Raw genomic sequence first — 20,404 nt, 5'->3', positions numbered from 1 at the left:
ATCACCTCAATCGGAAAATGCAATTTTTTTAAATCAACATTCAGCGCTAACGTAATCGCAAGACAGGCGTGGGCCCACAAGGGCCCTGCCGCAGGACCAACCTGCCAGACCGCAAATGCATTTCCAGCAAGGGAGTTTCCAAAATGGACGGCGACAACACAAAACCCACCGGCTGCCCCGTCATGCACGGCGCAGCCAGCCACTCCACCCGCTCGAACGCCGATTGGTGGCCGAACCAACTGAACCTGTCCATCCTGCATCAGCACGGCGCTGACAGCAGCCCGATGACCGATGGCTTTGACTACGCCGAGGCCTTCAAAGCGTTGGACCTGCAGGCGGTAAAAGATGACCTGACCGCGCTGATGACCGACAGCCAGGACTGGTGGCCTGCAGATTACGGCCACTACGGCGGGCTGTTCATCCGCATGGCATGGCACGCGGCAGGCACCTATCGCACCGCCGATGGCCGCGGTGGTGCTGCGACCGGCAACCAGCGTTTCGCTCCGCTGAATTCGTGGCCCGATAACGGCAACCTTGATAAGGCGCGTCGCTTGCTGTGGCCGATCAAACAAAAATACGGCAATGCCCTCAGCTGGGCGGATCTGTTCATCCTGACCGGCAACGTGGCCTTGGAATCCATGGGGTTCAAAACCTTCGGCTTTGCTGGCGGTCGCGAAGACATCTGGGCACCCGAAGAAGACATCTACTGGGGTGCAGAAACCGAATGGCTGGCGACCTCTGATAAAGAAAATAGTCGTTATTCCGGTGAACGCGACCTCGACAACCCGCTGGCGGCTGTACAGATGGGCCTGATCTACGTGAACCCCGAAGGCCCTGACGGCAACCCTGACCCCGTCGCCTCTGGCCTTGATGTCCGCGAAACCTTTGCCCGCATGGCGATGAACGACGAAGAAACCGTTGCGCTGGTTGCAGGTGGCCACACTTTCGGCAAATCGCATGGTGCAGGCGATCCCGCCCTCGTCGGTCCCGAACCCGAGGCCGCACCGGTGGAGGCGATGGGTCTCGGCTGGATCAACGAGTTTGGCGATGGCCACGGCATCCACACCACCACCTCCGGCATCGAAGGCGCGTGGAAACCAAATCCGACGCAATGGGACAATGGCTACTTCGACGTGCTGTTCGGCTATGACTGGGAGTTGACCACCAGTCCCGCAGGCGCCCAGCAATGGATCGCCAAGGATGTGGCCCCGGAACACATGGTTGTCGATGCCCATGATCCGTCCATCATGCACGCGCCGATGATGACCACCGCCGATATGTCGTTGAAATTCGACCCGATCTATGAACCGATTTCGCGCCGTTTCCACGAAAACCCGGAAGAATTCGCTGATGCCTTCGCCCGTGCGTGGTTCAAACTGACCCACCGCGACATGGGCCCGCGCGTCCGCTATCTGGGCAACGAGGTCCCAGCAGAAGAACTCATCTGGCAGGATCCGGTACCCGCGTCGGACACCGATGTATCTGACGCAGATGTTGCCGCGTTGAAGGCGCAGGTGTTGGCGTCGGGCTTGAGTGTTGAAGATCTGGTGAAAACCGCATGGGCCTCTGCCTCCACCTTCCGTGGATCAGACAAACGCGGTGGGGCCAATGGCGCCCGTGTGCGTCTGTCACCGCAAAAAGACTGGGAGGTGAATGAGCCTGACACTCTGTCCCGTGTGCTGGACGTGCTGGAAGGAATCCGCACTGGTTTTGCCAAGCCGATCAGCACCGCTGACCTCATCGTTCTGGCCGGTAACGCCGGTGTGGAGGCCGCAGCGAAAGCCGCCGGCCACGACCTGACCCTACCCTTCACCGCCGGTCGTGGAGACGCCACGCAGGATCAAACCGACGTCGACAGCTTCGACGTATTGGAACCAGAGGCTGACGGCTTCCGTAACTACACCCGTGGGATCTATGCCAATCCGGCAGCGATGCTGGTCGACAAAGCGCAGCTGCTTGGCCTCAGCGCGCCGGAAATGTCAGTGCTGGTCGCAGGCCTGCGGGTTCTGGGTGCCAACCACGGCGATCAACAGCATGGTGTCTTCACCGATCAGAAGGGTGTCCTCAGCAACGACTTCTTCCGCAACGTGTTGGATATGACCACCGCGTGGAACAAAACCGAGGCAGGACATCTGGAAGGTCGTGACCGCAACACCGGCCGGATCAAATACACAGCCACCACGGTTGATCTGGTGTTCGGCTCCAACTCGCAGCTGCGCGCCATTGCCGAAGCTTATGCGCAGGACGATGCCGCTGACCGCTTTGTCGCCGACTTTGGCAAGGCCTGGACCAAGGTGATGATGGCAGACCGGTTCGACGTGTCTTAATCAGACCGCTCTGCACATCACAGAAGGGCGCGCCACCAACCCGGCGCGCCCTTTTTTGCACCCATCGGCAGAGGTCCGTGAAATCAGACTTGATTTTTCCGAGTGTTTTTATCAGATATATGCGCAGCCGAGTCATCGTGGCCGACAAGACCACCAGCCAGGTTCCTGAAACGCATTTCGATAAGGACCCTTTGCCGATGACCGTACCTACGTCCACTCATGTAGGCACACCTGCCACACGCCGCGTTGATCTATGTGGTTTTGACGCATTCGAACTTGGCCTATTGCCAGTGATGCGACACCTGCTGACCACCTTCACCCAACCTGAAAGTCAGGCATGGATCCGCGCACAAACGATCGCCGTGGAACGCTGGGGTGAAACGGTGGGACTGGCCAGTTGCCACCGGATGCAGGCCCTGCTGCGCTGCCTTCACGACTGTCGCGACGACCTGTCCGTTATAGATCCACTGGACATTGACCAACGTGGTCGCGTCACGGTGGATGAAGAAACCTGCCTGTGGATGCTGCATTACATGCGCCGCGACAATACCCCCAAGGCCCGCGATGCAGTCGACCGCCTGACCCACGGACGGATGGATCCCCATCTGGTGCGCGAAGGTTTGAAATTCGCCGCCCGTTTCCCCGCTGCGGGTGTTCAGACTGCGCCACGTATCGAAAAACCACGCCTGACGCTGGTGCAGGGGGCCGCATGAACCCGACTGTCGCTTTTCACCCTCACCGCCGCATCCGCCCTGCGGTCCTGCAACTTCATGGCGAATTGAACGGCGCAGGACAGGCGGGCAGTTTCCAGCACGTGACCCAAGCGCTTTCGACGCAGACACAGGTGCTGTCTCATGACCCATCACATTTCTTTGCCGAAACCGAATTTGGCACCATCGAAGCATGGCGCGCACGCCAGCAGCTGAAGATCCTGCTGCGCAGCCCACATCAATCCCGCCTGGATCATATGCGCAAACAGGTCGAGGCCGCCTGCGCCGACCTGACCTCTGGCGCATCGCTGGACTGGAACGGATCAGCACAGAGTTCCCGGCCCTAGAGACAGATATAAATGCGAGTGTTCAAAACCAAAAAAGGCGCCTCGCGAGGCGCCTTTTTGAATGGTCGGAGTGAGAGGATTCGAACCTCCGGCCCCTGCCTCCCGAAGACAGTGCTCTACCAGGCTGAGCTACACTCCGACGCCAAAACGGGCTTGTGAACGACAGGTTTCGGGATCCTGCCAAGCGGCGCTTCGTAAAGTGCAGGCTCTATCGGGGATTTGCCATGGGTTGTCAAGCGCCGCAGCTCGAAAATGCAGCCGCATCTGAAGAGGCAAAACACACGCACTGGCCCGCCCGCTGGCCGGCATCTTCTCAGCGGCACTCAGCCAATCAGACAGACAACCGCAACCCGCCCCTGCGTCCGACCCACGCATGAAACACCAACGAAAAACAAAACCCGGCGGAATGTTGTTTGCACTTTCTCTAAGAAACTGTGCAACTTTAGCCGTTATGAAGTTTTAAGCAGCACAAAGCTGCACAACATGAGGCATCAATAGAGCAGGCACCAAGCCCCCCCCCAACACCCTACATCCAGCCAAAATACACCAACTAAAGAGACCACCTTCGTGACCACATCGGCAGATATTCGCCCCGAACTCGCCGCTCATGACAGCCTCCGCCGGACTCGACTGGCAAAGTGGGTCGCCGTTCTGACCAGCATGACCAGTGCCGGGTGGTGTCTGATCTTTCTGATTTCGGGTGATATTCCGTCGATGATCGCTGCATTGGTTACCTCTTGCCCAACATGGCTGGCGACGCTGATGTTCTTTCTGGGCTGCGCGCGCTTTGCCCGTAGTTTCTGGCTGGTGACCTTTCCTGCAATACTGCTGACAACGACGCTGACCTACAGCACAAATGTTGATATCGAACTGATCTTCCTCAGCCTGTTCGGACTGCCGTTCCTCTTCTATTCCTCCGTCACAGAACGGCGTGAACAATGGCTGGCCCTGTTCTATCTCGCCGCCTTGACCGCCATTGCTCTTAGCGTCGACAGGTTTGCCGCTGTGCCATTATTGCAAGGCAAGACGTCACCCTCGCTGCTGTCCCCCGCGACCATCGACTGGGGCATTCGGATGACCGTTGCCTTCGCATTGATGCTGGAGTTGTTCTATTTCGCCTATCTGGCTCAAAGCAGCGTGGCAGAAACCCAAAAGGCCCTCGCCGAAGCGGACGCCGCCGCCAAATCGCGCGGCGCCTTTCTGGCCAACATGAGCCATGAGATCCGCACCCCAATGAACGGCATGATCGGCCTGATCGAAGTGATGGAGGCAACCGACGAAGACAAGCGTCATGCCCGATCCATCGGAATGATACGTAATTCGGCCTTTTCGCTGCTGCGCATCCTCAATGACATTCTGGATGCCAGCCAGATCGATTCCGGCAAGTTGCAGGTAGAACGCACCAAGGTTGAACTACACCCCCTCATAGAAGGTGCCACGCAAACCCTGCAAAGCATGGCTGACACCCATCAGGTCACACTGCGGGTGTTGGTCAATCCCGAATTGCCAGAATGGATCTGGTCGGATTCGGGCCGGTTGCGACAAATCCTGCTGAACCTTCTCAGCAATGCCGTAAAATACTCGGCCAAGCGTCTGACCGGTCGGCAGGGCTCTGTCTATATGGATGTGTCCAAAGGCGATGGCGACACCATCGCTATCACCATCACAGACAATGGCACCGGCATCAGCGATGAGGTGCGCGCGACTCTCTTTCAACCGTTCTCTAACGGGGACCTGAAATCGCGCAGTCTGGTTGGAGGGACAGGATTAGGCCTGTCGATCACCAGATCGCTGATCGGACTTCTGGGCGGACACATCCGGTTTGACACCCACATGACGCAAGGGACGCGCGTTCGGGTCGACTTACCACTGGAGGCGGCAGATGGCCCTAAACGCACGCCCGATCTGACCGGGGTGAACATCATTTGTTTCGACATATTGGATGACGATGCCCGCGCGGGTCTGTCCAGAATTATTGAGGGGGCTGGCGCGACACTGCATGTGGTCCGCACCCTTGCGGATCTGGGCATGCTGCTGCCACTGGCAGGACCAGAGCCGGTGTTCCTTTTGCCCAATCCCGACGACGCTATCGCGGGCCCACTGGCGCAAGACCTACGCACCCTGTTGCCCGATGCGCGGGTGATCCGCTTCAGTGCATCGCGCGAGGCACGGTATGGCTTGTTGGACGACCAGACCTACCAGATCCAGATCTTTCCGATGATGGGCAGCGAATTTATGCGCGCCATGGCGGTACTGGGTGGGCGCCTACCAGCGACAGAGGCAGGTCCGCTACATTCCCATGCGGATCCGCGCCCCCAAGACACACGCACGGAGATCACACAGGATTCGATCACCAGTGGCCGAGCAGACGCTGACAAACCGATGCAGAATTGCAAAATCCTGCTGGTCGAGGACAATCAGATCAACCGCATGGTGTTGAGCAAACAACTGGATCTGATGGGGTATCCCCATGATGTGGCCGCACATGGCGAAGAAGGGTTTGAAGCCTGGCAGGCAGGCAATTATGATCTGATCCTCTCTGACTGCCATATGCCCATTATGGACGGATTTGAAATGACTCACAAAATTCGCGAGATGGAACAGCAACACGCCCTTACCCACACCCCTATCATCGCAATCACCGCCAATGCCCTAGAGGGCGAAGGCGATCGTTGTCGGGCCCAGGGTATGGATGACTATCTAGCCAAACCCGTCGAAATGAACAAACTTAGGCTTCTCCTGCAACATCACCTTGCCGCCCCTCAGAACGGCCAGGCTCCCCAACCCCCGGTCGTGGCATCAGATGCTTGATGACCAAACAATCCCCCCACATGACACTAAGACCTGACATCGACGCGCGACAGCGCGACATGAATCGCCGTATCAAAGCCAGCTACGTAGCCCTATGCATCTTCGTTGGTGTCTGCGTGTTCTGGTTCATCTATTTCGGTCTGACCCAGCAATGGTTTGAGATGAAACTGGCACTGCTGGCGCTGGGGCCCTATCCGCTATTCTTTGCGCTGTTATGGCGCGGCTGGCTGTTGCTAGGACGGATTTTATGGCTGTCCTGGCTGACCTTATTCATGCTGGTGCTGACCTTCGTTCCAGTTCTGGGCGCCAGTGCCGCGTTGCATTTCTATTCCGCGCTTGCCTTCCCGCTGCTGATCTTCTCCTGGCGCTATGAACGTCGCACATTGACCATCAGCCTGTGCCTGATCGCACTGGCCTCCATCGTTGGCACCACAGCCGAAGTATTGCACCTCGGCAAGGCCCTGGGCCTGATGCCGAACAAACCGGACCCGATGTATCCGGAATTGCGCATCCTGTTTAACCAGTTGTCAGTTGCCGTGATCATACTGATCGAAATGATCTATTTCGGCTGCCTCACCGAAGCCGCCAACGCCAAGGCATCCAAGGCCTTGCAAGACGCCAAACAATCCGCACGCGCCAAGGGAGAGTTTCTGGCCAATATGAGTCATGAAATCCGCACGCCGATGAACGGTCTGGTCGGCATGCTGGATGTGCTGGAAAATCAGGGGCTGGATCAACGCCAAACCGCCACCGTCGGCACCATGCGCAATTCTGCAATGTCGCTGTTGCGGATCATCAACGATATTCTAGACGCCTCCAAGATCGAGGCAGGCAAGCTGGACATCGATTTGCACCGCACCGAATTTCTTCCACTGGTCGAAAGTGTTGTGCAGATGCTGCGCCCGCTGGCGGATGAAGCGGGCGTGACCCTGCGCCTCTATCTGGACCCCGAACTGCCAGCTTTCATCACCACTGACGCCGGACGCATACGCCAGATCCTGCTGAACCTCAGTAGCAACGCGATCAAGTTTTCCTCTCGCCGGATCACAAACCGTCAGGGCGATGTGTTGCTGTGGGTCGAAAAATGCGACACTGGCATGGTCAAGTTTCGCGTAACAGACAATGGCATCGGCATGGATGACAACATGCTGTCGAAACTGTTCCAGCCCTTCTCACAGGCCGACAGCGCCACCAACCGCCGTGTCTCTGGCACTGGACTGGGGCTGACCATTACCCGCAATCTGACTGACTTGATGGGCGGCAAAATTGAGGTGTCCAGCACCCTTGGCCAAGGCACCGACATCACCGTCCACCTGCCACTGCATATCGCCGCAGGGGACAGCACCCTGCCCAAAATCAACAGCGCGCAATTGGTCTGCTTCTCTTATGAAGACATCAATATCAACTGTGGCCTACAGGGCATGCTCACCCGCAGTGGCGCCGAAACGCACTTTGTAAATTCATTAGACGAACTGGCAGCCCTCCAACCGGGCGCGCGCACTGTCGTGCTATTGCCCACCGACAATCAGGAGGCGGCCAGTGCGCTAGAGGAAAAGGTGCGCGCCATTGCCCCCGCCTGCGGAGTGGTCCGGTTCTCATCCGACCGCACGGCACAATTTGGGCACCTCAGCAACCGCAGCGTCCTCGTGCAGATCAAGCCGATGTTGCTAAGCGATATGATGCAGGCAATTGCCGATCTGGCGGGTCTCTCTACGCCGGTTGAAATGCCCAAAAGCAACACAAGTACTCAGCAATGCGAACGCGCGCCTGCCCTTCATCGCGTTCTGGTGATCGAAGACAATGAGATCAACCGCGTCGTTCTGGGCAAGCAGCTGGACATCCTGAATTACCCCCATGAAATGGCCATCGACGGTGCCGAGGGGCTGGCGCTATGGCGCACAGGTCGTTTCGATGTGGTGCTGACCGATTGTCATATGCCGGTGATGGATGGGTTTGAATTGACCAATGAGATCCGCAAAGCAGAGGCAGGCAGCAGCCACCGCACCCCGATCATAGCTGTGACCGCCAATGCGCTGGACGGCGAGGCAGAACGCTGCCTGAACGCGGGCATGGATGATTACCTGCCCAAACCGCTGGAGTTGGAAACCCTGCGCCAGAAACTGGACGGGCTGTGGGTGAACTGACCCCGCAACACAAAACACCAGAAACGAAAACGCCCGCGCAGATCACTGCGCGGGCGTCTGTCATGTCACGGTGTGCCTGATCTTACAGGCTGGCGTCCAGCGCGGCGATAACCGCGTCACCCATGCCCGAGGTGGACAGCGGGGTCACACCCTCTTCGCCCAGCAGGTCCGCAGTACGGCAACCGTCGGCCAGTACTTTTTCAACGGCAGCTTCCAGACGATCAGCCTCTGCACCCTGATCAAAGGAATAGCGCAGCGCCATGGAAAAGCTGAGGATACAGGCGATCGGATTTGCCTTTCCCTGACCTGCGATGTCTGGCGCGGAACCGTGTACCGGTTCGTAGAGTGCCTTCGGGCGGCCGTTGGCCATCGGCGCGCCGAGGCTGGCCGAAGGCAGCATGCCCAGCGAACCCGTCAGCATCGCCGCCGCATCGGACAGGATGTCACCAAACAGGTTGTCGGTTACGATCACGTCAAACTGTTTCGGCGCGCGAACCAGCTGCATCGCGCCGTTGTCAGCATACATATGCGACAGCTCAACCTCAGGGTAGTCTTTGGCCACCTCGGTCACAACATCGCGCCAGAGGATGCCCGACTCCATCACGTTGGCTTTTTCCATCGAGCACAGTTTTTTGTCGCGACGCATCGCCAACTCGAACGCCGAACGCGCCACACGCTCAATCTCGGACTCGGTGTAGCGTTGGGTATTGATACCCACACGTTCGTTGCCCTCTTCGATGATACCGCGCGGCTCACCGAAATAGATGCCCGAGGTCAGTTCGCGTACGATCATGATGTCCAGACCAGCCACAACGTCCTTTTTCAGGGACGAAAAGTCGGCCAGCGCGTCAAAGCACTGTGCAGGGCGCAGGTTAGAATAGAGGTCCATTTCCTTGCGCAAACGCAACAGGCCACGCTCGGGCTTCACTGAGAAGTCCAAATCGTCGTACTTCGGGCCGCCAACCGCGCCCAACAAAACCGCATCAGCCTGCTGAGCCTGCTCCATGGTTTCATCAGTCAGCGGGGTGCCGTGGGCATCATAGGCCGCGCCACCAACCAGACCTTCGCTAACGTCAAACGCCAGATCACGCTTGGCACCGAACCAGTCGATAATCTTGCGCACTTCGGCCATAACTTCGGGGCCAATGCCATCACCGGGCAGGATAAGAAGCGAAGGGTTGGTCATAGTGTTTTCCTCGGTTTAATCTGTCGGCACACGCCTACCCTCTGGGCCGGAATTGGTCAAGAAATGAAGGGCTGATTGCCGATTTCGTACCCTTGAGGCTAGCGGCGTTCACGCCATTGAAGGTCGACCCAGACCAGCCGATGGCGGCTGGCCTCTGGCTTGGCCGCGCTGACGCCTGCGCCCTGCACCCACAGCTCCACATCCGGCAGGATGTAATCGACGCGCATTGGTCCCGTCTGTTGCCAATTCACCGTCGGCCCGTACCCCTGCAGCGGATCCTGCAAACGGGGGTGCGTGAGCAACGCCTTGATCGGTTCTTTGTGCCCCTCACCGCGCTTGGGATCATTGTTGGCATCGCCGAGCAAAACAACCGGGCCCTCTGGCAGCGGCCCCAGTTCGCCGTTCAGCAGCGCCAACCACAATCGCAACTCATCCGCGTTGCGATACCCATTGCGGTCCTCAGGCCCGTCAAAAACCGGCGGCCCGGCGTGGAAAGCCAGCAACGTCAACCGTCCTTGCGGCGCATCCACTGGTACCAGCCAATGCGCAACAGAGCTGAGGCGCTGAACCGCATGATGATCCTTTCGCAAAACATCCGCTAAGGTTGGCCCCACCGCCATCGGCAGATCAGTCCAAAAAAGCGTTGAGAAATCGCGCACCTCTTCCGATGCAACCGGATATCGCGACAACAGCGCCATACCGCCCTGCCCCGAAAACCGACCAAAGCCCTGTGCATCGCGCGCACCACCCACATGGCCGTCGCCATCCAGATCCAGCCCCGTCTGCCAACCGCTATTAGGTCGCAGCGCAAAATGATGGGGCAGTGACAGTCCACCCTCTGCCAGCCGCACCTGCAAGGCCTGCAGCGCCAAAGCACCATGATCATAGTCGATCCCCTGCAACAGCAAGATATCCGGCGCGCTCGCCACGATCACTTCAGCAACCGCCTGCACCTGTTTGTCCCCACGCACCATATCGCGCAGCAACAGGCCCGGACCCTTGCGCTGTAGTTCTGTGTTATAGGTGGCAATACGCAACGTATCCGCCGCAACAGGCGAAATCAGATACGCCCAGATCAACAATACCCCAAAAAGCGCGGTCAGACGGTATCTATAACCTTCGCCTCCGCATAGGTGCGGCGGCGTTTTTCGTCGATCATATCGGCAACGCGGCCAATGGCGACGCCGCGCAGGATCATATTGGCAGGCAGACAGGCCCAAATCATCATGCACCAGATCAGCACATGCGGGTTCATCAACACCTTGAGGTCCACCCATCCTGCCAGCCCCTTCAGAACCGCTGGTAACAAGAATGGCAGAATAAAGCCTAACATTACGTTAATGCGTGCATCGCGTTGCAGGCGCACCAGAACGTCGCCCTTGGTCGGGTCAAACATCGGCAGGTTGACCCAGACATTGAACCCCCCGCCGCGCACCGGCCATGCCGTGAAATGCAGGATCAGCAGAAACAGCAACAACACTGCACCCGCCAGCGTATAGGCCACCGCCGTTGCCATGCGCACGATGTCGATCAACGCCTGCGGTGAATCCGCCGGCATCGCTAGCAGTGCCAGCCGAACCGGCGAATAAGGGAAATCTGCCAGATCACCTAACCGCTGCCCCAGCGCCTGCAACAACAGACCCAGTTGTGTCGGCACATAGTCCACCCGCAGAATCAGCGACAGCACCAGAACCACCAGAAACGCCGCCGCGAACCGCAAACGGTTCAGCGGCGGCGCATCACGAAATTCCAGAACTGACGGATAATGCGTGGCATATTCAAGGAAGGTCATCAGCCCTGCCAGCGCCGCCAATAGCACCACGAGCGCTGTCGCGTCACCCAGACCAACAGGCAGCAGCAAAAAGGGGATTGCCACCAGCAATGCCACCCAGATAGCCCGCACTCCCGCGCCCACTAGACGTTCGACCACAACCCGATCCCTTCATGTTGGCCAGATGCGATACGATGCCCCATCCGTTGTCCAACTGATTGCCGCCCTGGTTTGACTTAGGCGGCCTGCCTCATTCTTGCCCCAATTCTGCCTTGTTTAGCGCAAAGCCACAACCCGCCTGTCGGAAATCAGGGGCTATTTCATGGGCTTGCCTTCCAAACTGGTGCCCGATTGCATCAAAAAAACCACGATTTCACCCGTTTATGCCAAACCCTCTGCCGTATAGCGCGCCAATGAATGCGCCATCCAATCGGTCGGACCTCAAGAGACTGCAATAATTTCAGGGATCTCAGAAACACATCCTGTCCACAGCTTGCCCCAAAATCATTTGAATAGTTTTTCGCTCAAAGGGCTTGGGCGAACCTCAAGGGGGCTGGCGACACATATATGTCTTAGCCCTATCGAGTATTCCTAGGAATATGTGGAAATCGCTATATTGACAGGGCTTCGCCGCCGGCACCCAATATAAACACCCCGCCGTTTCCGGCGGGGTCTGGGTTCAAAGCCTGTGCTGCGGCCTGACCACAGAGGTCAAACGCAGCAAAAACGCCTTACACCCAGGGGCGTTGGGCGGTCAGCTTGTCCTCATAGGACTTAATAGAATCGGCTTTCTCCATGGTCAGGCCAATGTCATCCAAACCGTTCAGCAGGCAGTGCTTTTTGAACGCATCCACCTCAAAAGCAATGCTGACGCCGTCAGAGGTGGTGATTTCCTGCGCTTCCAGATCGACGGTCATGCGCGCGTTAGCGCCCTTTTCCGCGTCGGCCATCAGCACATCAACCTGTTCCTGTGGCAGTACGATCGGCAGGATGCCGTTCTTGAAGCAGTTGTTGAAGAAGATGTCCGCAAACGACGTCGACACGACACATTTGATACCGAAATCCGCAATCGCCCAAGGCGCGTGCTCACGCGACGAACCACAGCCGAAGTTGTCACCAGCGATCAGGATCTCTGCCTCACGGTACTGCGGTTTGTTCAGTACGAAATCAGGGATTTCGCTGCCGTCGCGGTTGTAACGCATTTCGTCAAACAAGTTCACACCAAAGCCACTACGCTGAATGGATTTCAGGAAGATCTTTGGGATGATCATGTCGGTGTCGATGTTCACCAGCGGCATAGGCGCCGCAATACCTTGGAGTTTCTGGAACTTTTCCATTGTGCTGGCTCCTTACATCAGCTCGCGAACGTCGGTCAATTTACCGGTCAGTGCAGCAGCAGCTGCCATCGCGGGACTGACCAGGTGGGTGCGGCCCTTATAGCCCTGACGCCCCTCGAAGTTGCGGTTCGAGGTGGAGGCACAGCGCTCGTCCTCGGACAGCTGGTCAGGGTTCATCGCCAGACACATGGAACAGCCTGCCAGACGCCATTCGAAACCGGCGGCCTCAAAGATTTCGGCCAGACCTTCTTCTTCGGCTTGGGCGCGAACCAGACCTGAGCCAGGTACGATCATCGCACGAATGCCTTCTTTGATCTTCTTGCCTTTAACCACTTCGGCCACAGCGCGCATGTCTTCAATGCGGCCATTGGTGCAGGAACCGATAAAGACCGTATCGATTTCAATGTCCGACAGTTTCTGACCCGGGGTCAGACCCATGTATTCGATCGAACGACGGGCCGCTTCGATCTTGCCACCTTCGAAATCGTCAGGCGACGGCACAACACCGGTGATCGGCAATACGTCCTCAGGCGATGTGCCCCAGGTCACAACCGGTTCAATGTCTTCGCCGCGCAGGGTGACAACCTTGTCGAAATGCGCGCCTTCATCGGTGAACAGGGTTTTCCAGTATTCAACCGCCTGCTCCCACGCTGCACCTTTCGGCGCATGAGCACGGCCTTTGCAATACTCATAAGTGGTTTCATCCGGTGCAATCAGGCCAGCGCGTGCGCCGCCTTCGATGGCCATGTTGCAGACAGTCATCCGGCCTTCCATCGACAGATCACGGATCGCTTCACCGCAATATTCGATAACATAGCCAGTACCGCCGCCGGTGCCCGTTTCACCAATCACTGCCAGCGTGATGTCCTTGGCGGTCACGCCCGGCTTCAGCTTGCCGGTGATTTCCACCTTCATGTTCATCGACTTCTTCTGGATCAGGGTCTGGGTGGCCAGAACATGCTCAACCTCAGAGGTACCAATACCGTGGGCCAGCGAGCCAAACGCGCCATGGGTCGCAGTGTGGCTGTCGCCGCACACAACGGTCATGCCCGGCAGGGTCCAGCCGTTTTCGGGACCAACGATGTGTACGATGCCCTGACGCACGTCAGACACCGGATAGTAATGCACGCCAAATTCTTTGGCGTTCTTGTCCAGTGCTTCAACCTGAATGCGGCTTTCTTCAGTCATCTGTGCAGGGTCTTCGCGGCCCGCGGTGGTTGGGACGTTGTGGTCCGGCACAGCGATGGTTTTATCCGGCGCGTGCACCTTGCGGCCAGCCATACGCAGACCTTCAAATGCCTGCGGGCTGGTCACTTCGTGTACCAGATGGCGGTCGATATAAAGCAGGCAGGTCCCGTCTTCGGCTTCATGCGCGACGTGGGCGTCCCAGATTTTATCATAGAGTGTCTTCGGGGCGGTCATGGTCCTCTCCCGTGGATTGTCTGTGGGTGTTTATGGATGTGAAACGACAAAGGCCCGCCTTATAGGCAGGATAGCACCGCGCGCTTTGCGCCAAAAAACCGCCAAGGCAAAAAGCTGCGGTCGTCGATGTCGAAAATACGTTTCATTGCGTCCCTTCCCTACACCCGACAGCGACTATTCGCAAGGCTGTGCAGCGCATCGTGAGGTTCAGATGCGGGCGAAAAACACCGCCGACATGCCAAAACCAATCACGATGATCGCGCCACGCACCACCGATCGGGGCAGCATCTTGGCCAGTCGGGCACCCGCGAATCCCCCTGCAATCGCCGCCAGCGCCATCATCACTGCCTGAGGCCACTCCACGAGGCCCGCAACCGCAAAGGTCGCCACGGATATTGCTGAAATCACAAAAGACAGCGCGTTTTTCAGCCCATTCATCTGATTGAGGTTCTCCATCCCCCAAAGCGCAAAGAGCGCCAGCAGAACAATCCCCAAACCGCCATTGAAATATCCGCCGTAGATCGACACCAACAGCAACCCTACGGTGCCGTAGGGCGTAGCACTGAGCGCGGATCGATGCATCCAGCCCTGTATCTGCGCCTGAAAGGCAAAGGCCAAAGTCGCGACCAACAACAGAAAGGGCACTATGACAGCAAAGACCTCATTCGAAGACACCAGCAGCAACAGCCCGCCAATCAATCCCCCCACCAGCGTAACCACACAGGCCCGCCACAAGCTGAGGCGTGGAAGCGCGGCGATTTCACTGCGAAAGCCCAGCGCTGCCGACAGATAGCCTGGAAACACCGCCACCGCGCTGGTGGCATTAGCCACCACCGGCGGAATGCCGATAAACACCAGCGCCGGAAAGGTCAGGAAGGTGCCACCACCAGCCAGCGCATTGATGATGCCAGCACCGAAGCCAGCGGCAAGGATCAGCAGAATATCAAACATCCCCAATGCCTAGCGGTGCAGGGGCGTTGGCGCAAATAGATTGTCGAGCGTTCCTGCCCGTGCAACAGTGGTCCCTATGGAGGAGATCGAAGCAGAAGCCAACGCAGCCGCCGAGGCCGCGCAAGGGGCCGCAAATGGCGACCTGCCAGAACCTAGCACCGAAGAACTGGCGCTGGGTCTGGCATCAGATCTGGAACGGTTTCTGACCGGGCTTTTACGTCCTTGGAATGCCTATCAGATCCTGATCGCGCTGGGTCTGATAGCGGCCGCCTATCTGCTGACCCGCCTGCTGGCGCCTAGATTGCACAACTGGATGCGCACACTGACAGGCATGCCCACGTGGCGGATGCGGGTTCTGGTGATCCTCCACAAACGGTTGAACCTGATCCTCTTTGCCGCGCTGATCTGGCCCACAGTCTGGATCATGCGCGAAGCCACATGGCCCAGCCGCAGTTACATGCTGGGCATCATCGCGCAGTTGTCGCTGGCTTGGCTGATCATCGCAGTCGCCACCCGCTTGATCACCAACAAACTCCTACGCTCTGGTGTGCGCTATGTCGGCTGGATCTGGGTCACCCTGTCGATCCTGAATCTGACCGACACTGCCCGCGCGATTCTAGAAAGTGCGGCGATTGATTTCGGCGATCTGCACCTGTCGCTTTGGACAATTGTACAGGCGGTTGTGGTGCTGGGCGCGCTAATCACCGTGGCGCGCTTCCTCAGCCGTACCAGTTCGGACCGGATCAAACGCAACGACGAAATCTCGCCCTCGATGCAGGTGCTGCTGATCAAGCTTTTGCAGCTACTGCTTTACTGCGCGGCGCTGTTTCTTGGATTAAAGGCAGTGGGTGTCGATCTGACCGGTCTGGCGTTTCTATCTGGTGCCATCGGTGTAGGTCTTGGCTTTGGTCTACAGAAAGTCGTCTCCAACCTCGTCAGCGGGGTCATCATCCTACTGGATAAGTCAATCAAACCGGGCGACGTCATCTCGCTCGGTGCGACCTTCGGCTGGATTGAGGCCTTGGGCGCGCGCTATGTCAGCGTGGTCACACGGGACGGCAAGGAATACCTCATCCCAAACGAGGACCTGATCACCGGTCAGGTTGTGAACTGGTCTCACTCAAATGATTTTGTCCGCCTCGACATCAACTTTGGCACCGCCTATCACGACGACCCGCATCTGGTGCGCCGCATCGCCATTGAGGCCGCACAAAGCGTTGACCGCGTCCTCAGCAAGAAGCCACCCGTCTGCCACATCATCAGCTTTGGCGACAGTTCGGTGGACTATGTCCTGCGCTTCTGGATTGAAGATCCAACCGGCGGACTGACCAATATCCGTGGCAATGTCTTCCTTGCGCTCTGGGACGCGTTTCAGACGCATGGCATCTCTATTCCCTTCCCTCAACGCGAACTACGGATGTTGCCGGCTGATGCGGAATAATTCCTGAGAGGTGATTCCCAAAAAGCACCCACTAGGGCGCTGCCTCGGCCTCCGAAGTATTGTGGGAACATTGAAAAGCTCTTTTCGACGTTACTCAAATACTCCCCTTCTCCGCCAAGCGCAGGTGAAACAGCCGAAAAAGCACAGCCAAGGCGCAGAATTGGCATGAATGCTGCGTTTTCCCGCTTGAAGCCAAGATTGAGATTTCACATATCCGGTGCTAATCTGAAAACTGTCCAGCGCCGGGGCATATTGCGGCGCTTGCAAGAAGGAGGACATTGTCCTGTCTCTCAACGAAACTGCGGGCGGCCAGTCCGGCGCCGCCCCCAAAGATGTCACCAGCGAAGAACTGCTGGCTGTTATCCTTTCCTCTCTTGAAGATGATAAGGCCGAGGATATCGAGCAGATTGATCTGCGCGGCAAAACCTCGATCGGCGACTATATGGTCGTCTGCTCTGGCCGCTCGTCGCGTCAGGTCTCTGCCATCTCGGAAAAACTGGTCGACAAGCTGAAGCAGGATCTGGGCCGCTTGAGCCGGATCGAAGGCAAAGCCACCGGCGACTGGGTGCTGATCGACACTGGCGATATCATCGTGCATGTCTTCCGCCCCGAAGTGCGCGAGTTCTACCAGATGGAAAAGATGTGGCAGGACGGCATTTCGCCGGACAAACCGCAGGGCTGATCCCATGCGGGTTCACATCTGCGCCGTGGGCCGGTTGCGTGCCGGCCCGGAAAAGGCGCTTGTTGACGACTATACCCAACGTTTTGATCGCACCGGTCGGGCCCATGCGCTTGGCCCCCTCACCTTTCATGAGGTTGAGGACAAAAAGGGTGGCGGCATGGCGGCGGAGGCGGCGCTCTTGGACCGCGTGATCCCCAAGGAAGCGTTGCTGTGTGTGATGGATGAACGTGGCAAGTTGCTGTCCTCGCCGCAGTTCTCCGACAAACTGGGCGAATGGCGTGACAACGGCCGTCAGGATCTGGCGATCATCATTGGCGGGGCGGATGGTATTGATCCCAGCCTGCGGGCGCGGGCGGATTTCGCCATTTCACTGGGCAAGATGGTCTGGCCGCACATGATGGTGCGGGTGATGCTGGCGGAACAGCTTTACCGTGCGGCGTCCATTCAGGCAGGCAGCCCCTATCACCGCGTCTGACCCACGCCTGAACGGCATAGATTTCGGCACAAACGCAGCGCTTTTCGCCTGATTTGCTCCAATTCCGGCAGAGTGCTTGCCCCCCCTCCCAGACGCCCTTAGATAGCGGGTAGGTTTTAGAGGGGCAGGCCATGACACAACAAACGACACATCCGAAACCCGTTGTTTTGTGCATTCTCGATGGTTGGGGCAAACGCGCTGAAAACGGCGCAAATGCGCCTGCTTTGGCCAGCACTCCCGCCTTTGACCGGATCATGTCAACCTGCCCCTCGGCAGAACTGATCACCCATGGCCCAGACGTGGGCTTGCCCAGCGGCCAGATGGGCAATTCCGAGGTGGGGCACACCAACATCGGCGCCGGTCGTGTGGTGGCGATGGATCTGGGGCAGATCGACCTGTCGATTGAGGATGGCAGCTTCTACAACGCCAAAGCGATCGTGGAATTTGCCGAAAAGCTGAAGGAATCGGGCGGCACCGCGCATCTGATGGGACTGATTTCTGATGGTGGCGTGCACGGCCACCTGACCCATATCATTGCGGCCATTAAGGCGCTCACCGATCAGGGTGTACCGGTTGTCCTGCACGCTGTTACCGACGGGCGCGACGTAGCGCCCAAATCGGCCTTTACCTACATTGAGCAACTGAACGAAGCGCTGCCCGAAGGCACCAGTGTGGGCACCGTGACCGGCCGCTATTTCGCGATGGACCGCGACAACCGCTGGGAACGGGTGTCAGAGGCCTATGATGCAATGATACACGCCAAAGGCGGCAGCGCGATCAACGCTCGCCGCGCGGTGGATGCCGCCTATCAGCGCGAGGAAAGCGACGAGTTTATCACCGCAACCGTGTTACAGGGCTACACAGGCGCGAAAGATGGCGATGGCTTCTTCTGCCTTAACTTCCGCGCCGACCGTGCGCGCGAGATTCTGCGCGCGATTGGTGAGCCGGGCTTTGACGCTTTTGACATCGGCATCCGTCCTGAATGGGCCGCGTTGCTGGGCATGGTCGAATATTCCGAAAGCCATAGCACCTACCTAAAAACCGTGTTCCCGCCGCGTGACATCGTCAACACACTGGGCGCATGGGTGGCAAAACAGGGCAAACGTCAATTCCGTCTGGCCGAGACAGAGAAATACCCGCATGTGACCTTCTTCCTCAACGGCGGTCAGGAAGACCCCGAGATCGGCGAAGATCGCTATATGGCACCCTCTCCCAAAGTGGCGACCTATGATCTGCAGCCAGAAATGAGCGCACCGGAAGTAACCGAAAACTTCGTCCGCGCGATTGAGGAAGGCTATGACCTGATCGTCACCAACTACGCGAACCCCGATATGGTCGGGCACACCGGGGATCTGGATGCAGCGATCAAGGCCTGTGAGGCCGTGGATCAAGGTTTGGGCGCAGTGGTTGAGGCGCTGGAAAATGCGGGTGGCGCGATGATCGTGACCGCAGATCACGGCAACTGCGAAACCATGGTGGACCCCGAAACCGGCGGCCCGCACACGGCACACACCATCAACCCCGTGCCTGTCGCGCTAATCGGCGGCCCCAAAGGCGCCGCGCTGCGCAACGGTCGCCTGGCTGATCTGGCGCCAACACTGTTGCAATTGATGGGGTTGGAACAACCGTCAGAGATGACTGGCCAGAGCTTGCTGTCCAAATGATCCGCACCGCGCTCCTCTCCCTCTGCCTGATGGGCCTCGCGCCCTTGGCAGTGGCCCAGACCACCGATCCCGCTACCTTGGCAGAGGCTGCTGCGGCCCGTCTGGACCAGGCGGGGCAGGCATTGGCGCGCGCCGACAAAGCCCGTGATCGGGTAAAAGCGCTGTCTGAAACCCTGCGCGCCTATGAGGACGGGCTGGAAGCGATGCGCGAAGGTCTGCGTCGTGTTTCCCTGCGCGAGGCACAGCTGTCGACGGAACTGCAATCGCGCGAAGCAGAAGTGGCGCAGCTCCTTGGCGTTTTGCAATCCATCGCCGCGACCCCTGATCCGGTGCTGGCGCTACACCCCGACGGGCCTACTGGCACCGCGCGATCCGGCATGTTGTTGGCCGATGTGACGCCCGCACTAACAGACCGCGCCACGGCATTGCGTGAAAAATTGGAAGAGGTCGCCATGCTGCGCGGCCTGCAGGAAAACGCGGTCGATACCCTGTCGCGCGGTCTGGACGGCGTGCAACAAGCACGCACAGACCTGAGCCAAGCCATTTCGGATCGCACCAACCTGCCCCGCCGCTTTACCGAGGATCCGGTGAAAACAGCGATCCTCATCGCATCGACCGAAACGCTGGAAGGATTTGCCTCTGGCCTCAGCGAAATTGCCGAAGGTGAAGCGCCCGGATCACTGCCCGATATTTCCCACCGTAAGGGCAATCTGCCAATGCCCGTTCAGGGCACCATCCTGCGCCGTGCCGGTGAAGCGGACGCCGCCGGCATCAAACGCCCCGGTCTGATCATGGCCACCCGTCCGCGTGCATTGGTGACCACGCCGACGGCAGCCACCATTCGCTACCTTGGCCCACTTCTGGATTACGGCAATGTGGTGATTCTGGAACCGCAGGCGGATCTGCTGTTGGTGCTGGCAGGCCTTGATCAGGTCTATGGCAGCGCCGGACAGGTGCTGCCATCGGGCAGCCCGGTCGGCCTGATGGGCGGTGAGGCCGCACAAATCGGCACGATTGTGTCACAGGCTAGTGAGGGGGGTGGAACTGCCGCCTCAGAAACGCTCTATATAGAGGTCAGAGAAAACAACGCCCCGGTCGACCCGGTCGCGTGGTTCGCAACCGGGAAGGACAACTAA

Annotated in this window: 16 protein-coding genes and 1 tRNA gene; 10 read left to right on the top strand and 7 right to left on the bottom strand. The window is 58.4% G+C overall.

Annotated features, from left to right (window positions below; genetic code table 11):
* The first annotated feature begins 143 nt into the window (after nucleotides 1–143).
* The 3 genes from katG to MHM86_RS11425 all read left to right on the top strand — a co-directional run bounded on the left by katG (nucleotide 144) and on the right by MHM86_RS11425 (nucleotide 3,384).
* Nucleotides 144–2,327: a catalase/peroxidase HPI gene (gene katG / locus MHM86_RS11435; protein WP_239199475.1), complete on the top strand. Its 2,184-nt coding sequence runs from the start codon at nucleotides 144–146 to the stop codon at nucleotides 2,325–2,327.
* 197 nt (nucleotides 2,328–2,524) lie between these two features.
* Nucleotides 2,525–3,040: a hypothetical protein gene (locus tag MHM86_RS11430; RefSeq protein WP_239199472.1), complete on the top strand. Its 516-nt coding sequence runs from the start codon at nucleotides 2,525–2,527 to the stop codon at nucleotides 3,038–3,040.
* Complete coding sequence (locus MHM86_RS11425) at nucleotides 3,037–3,384, top strand: hypothetical protein (protein ID WP_239199469.1); 348 nt, start codon at nucleotides 3,037–3,039, stop codon at nucleotides 3,382–3,384. The genes MHM86_RS11430 and MHM86_RS11425 overlap by 4 nt, the downstream gene beginning before the upstream one ends.
* A 62-nt stretch (nucleotides 3,385–3,446) precedes the next feature.
* Here MHM86_RS11425 and MHM86_RS11420 read toward each other — a convergent pair.
* Nucleotides 3,447–3,523 (bottom strand) — tRNA-Pro (locus MHM86_RS11420).
* A 428-nt stretch (nucleotides 3,524–3,951) separates the two neighbouring features.
* Between MHM86_RS11420 and MHM86_RS11415 the strand changes: the two genes are divergently transcribed.
* Both MHM86_RS11415 and MHM86_RS11410 read left to right on the top strand, forming a co-directional pair.
* Nucleotides 3,952–6,195: an ATP-binding protein gene (locus MHM86_RS11415; protein WP_239199466.1), complete on the top strand. Its 2,244-nt coding sequence runs from the start codon at nucleotides 3,952–3,954 to the stop codon at nucleotides 6,193–6,195.
* The gene (locus MHM86_RS11410; protein ID WP_239199463.1) at nucleotides 6,195–8,339 is read left to right on the top strand and encodes an ATP-binding protein; all 2,145 of its coding nucleotides are present in this window, start codon (nucleotides 6,195–6,197) and stop codon (nucleotides 8,337–8,339) included. The genes MHM86_RS11415 and MHM86_RS11410 overlap by 1 nt, the downstream gene beginning before the upstream one ends.
* Nucleotides 8,340–8,421: 82 nt before the next feature.
* Here MHM86_RS11410 and leuB read toward each other — a convergent pair whose 3' ends face one another.
* The 6 genes from leuB to MHM86_RS11380 form a co-directional block, all read right to left on the bottom strand.
* The gene (leuB, locus tag MHM86_RS11405) at nucleotides 8,422–9,525 is read right to left on the bottom strand and encodes a 3-isopropylmalate dehydrogenase (protein WP_239199460.1); all 1,104 of its coding nucleotides are present in this window, start codon (nucleotides 9,523–9,525) and stop codon (nucleotides 8,422–8,424) included.
* A gap of 98 nt (nucleotides 9,526–9,623) precedes the next feature.
* Complete coding sequence (locus MHM86_RS11400; protein ID WP_239199457.1) at nucleotides 9,624–10,604, bottom strand: endonuclease/exonuclease/phosphatase family protein; 981 nt, start codon at nucleotides 10,602–10,604, stop codon at nucleotides 9,624–9,626.
* 20 nt (nucleotides 10,605–10,624) lie between these two features.
* On the bottom strand, nucleotides 10,625–11,455 hold the full coding sequence (locus tag MHM86_RS11395) for a hypothetical protein (RefSeq protein WP_239199454.1): 831 nt from the start codon (nucleotides 11,453–11,455) through the stop codon (nucleotides 10,625–10,627).
* A gap of 572 nt (nucleotides 11,456–12,027) precedes the next feature.
* Nucleotides 12,028–12,633: a 3-isopropylmalate dehydratase small subunit gene (gene leuD, locus MHM86_RS11390; protein ID WP_239199451.1), complete on the bottom strand. Its 606-nt coding sequence runs from the start codon at nucleotides 12,631–12,633 to the stop codon at nucleotides 12,028–12,030.
* A gap of 12 nt (nucleotides 12,634–12,645) precedes the next feature.
* Nucleotides 12,646–14,055, bottom strand: coding sequence for a 3-isopropylmalate dehydratase large subunit (leuC, locus tag MHM86_RS11385; protein ID WP_239199448.1), 1,410 nt, complete (start codon nucleotides 14,053–14,055; stop codon nucleotides 12,646–12,648).
* 207 nt (nucleotides 14,056–14,262) lie between these two features.
* Nucleotides 14,263–15,006 carry a sulfite exporter TauE/SafE family protein gene (locus tag MHM86_RS11380; protein ID WP_239199445.1) on the bottom strand — a complete coding sequence of 248 codons (744 nt, stop codon included), beginning with the start codon at nucleotides 15,004–15,006 and terminating at the stop codon, nucleotides 14,263–14,265.
* Nucleotides 15,007–15,082: 76 nt separating this feature from the next.
* Here MHM86_RS11380 and MHM86_RS11375 point away from each other — a divergent pair, with 76 nt between their 5' ends.
* From MHM86_RS11375 to MHM86_RS11355, 5 genes are all read left to right on the top strand, one after another.
* On the top strand, nucleotides 15,083–16,447 hold the full coding sequence (locus MHM86_RS11375) for a mechanosensitive ion channel family protein (RefSeq protein ID WP_239199442.1): 1,365 nt from the start codon (nucleotides 15,083–15,085) through the stop codon (nucleotides 16,445–16,447).
* Nucleotides 16,448–16,679: 232 nt separating this feature from the next.
* A complete protein-coding gene (rsfS, locus tag MHM86_RS11370) occupies nucleotides 16,680–17,129 on the top strand; it encodes a ribosome silencing factor (protein WP_370644131.1) in 450 nt (149 codons plus the stop codon).
* A gap of 4 nt (nucleotides 17,130–17,133) precedes the next feature.
* Nucleotides 17,134–17,604: a 23S rRNA (pseudouridine(1915)-N(3))-methyltransferase RlmH gene (gene rlmH / locus MHM86_RS11365; protein ID WP_239199439.1), complete on the top strand. Its 471-nt coding sequence runs from the start codon at nucleotides 17,134–17,136 to the stop codon at nucleotides 17,602–17,604.
* A 131-nt stretch (nucleotides 17,605–17,735) separates the two neighbouring features.
* The gene (gpmI, locus tag MHM86_RS11360) at nucleotides 17,736–19,268 is read left to right on the top strand and encodes a 2,3-bisphosphoglycerate-independent phosphoglycerate mutase (protein WP_239199436.1); all 1,533 of its coding nucleotides are present in this window, start codon (nucleotides 17,736–17,738) and stop codon (nucleotides 19,266–19,268) included.
* On the top strand, nucleotides 19,265–20,404 hold the full coding sequence (locus MHM86_RS11355) for a murein hydrolase activator EnvC (RefSeq protein ID WP_239199433.1): 1,140 nt from the start codon (nucleotides 19,265–19,267) through the stop codon (nucleotides 20,402–20,404). The genes gpmI and MHM86_RS11355 overlap by 4 nt, the downstream gene beginning before the upstream one ends.

It is taken from the genome of Thalassobius sp. Cn5-15, assembly GCF_022347685.1.
In the GTDB taxonomy this organism is placed as follows: Bacteria; Pseudomonadota; Alphaproteobacteria; order Rhodobacterales; family Rhodobacteraceae; genus Thalassobius.
The sequence above is the reverse complement of the archived record's forward strand: the minus strand, read 5'-3'. Positions and strand labels throughout refer to the sequence as shown.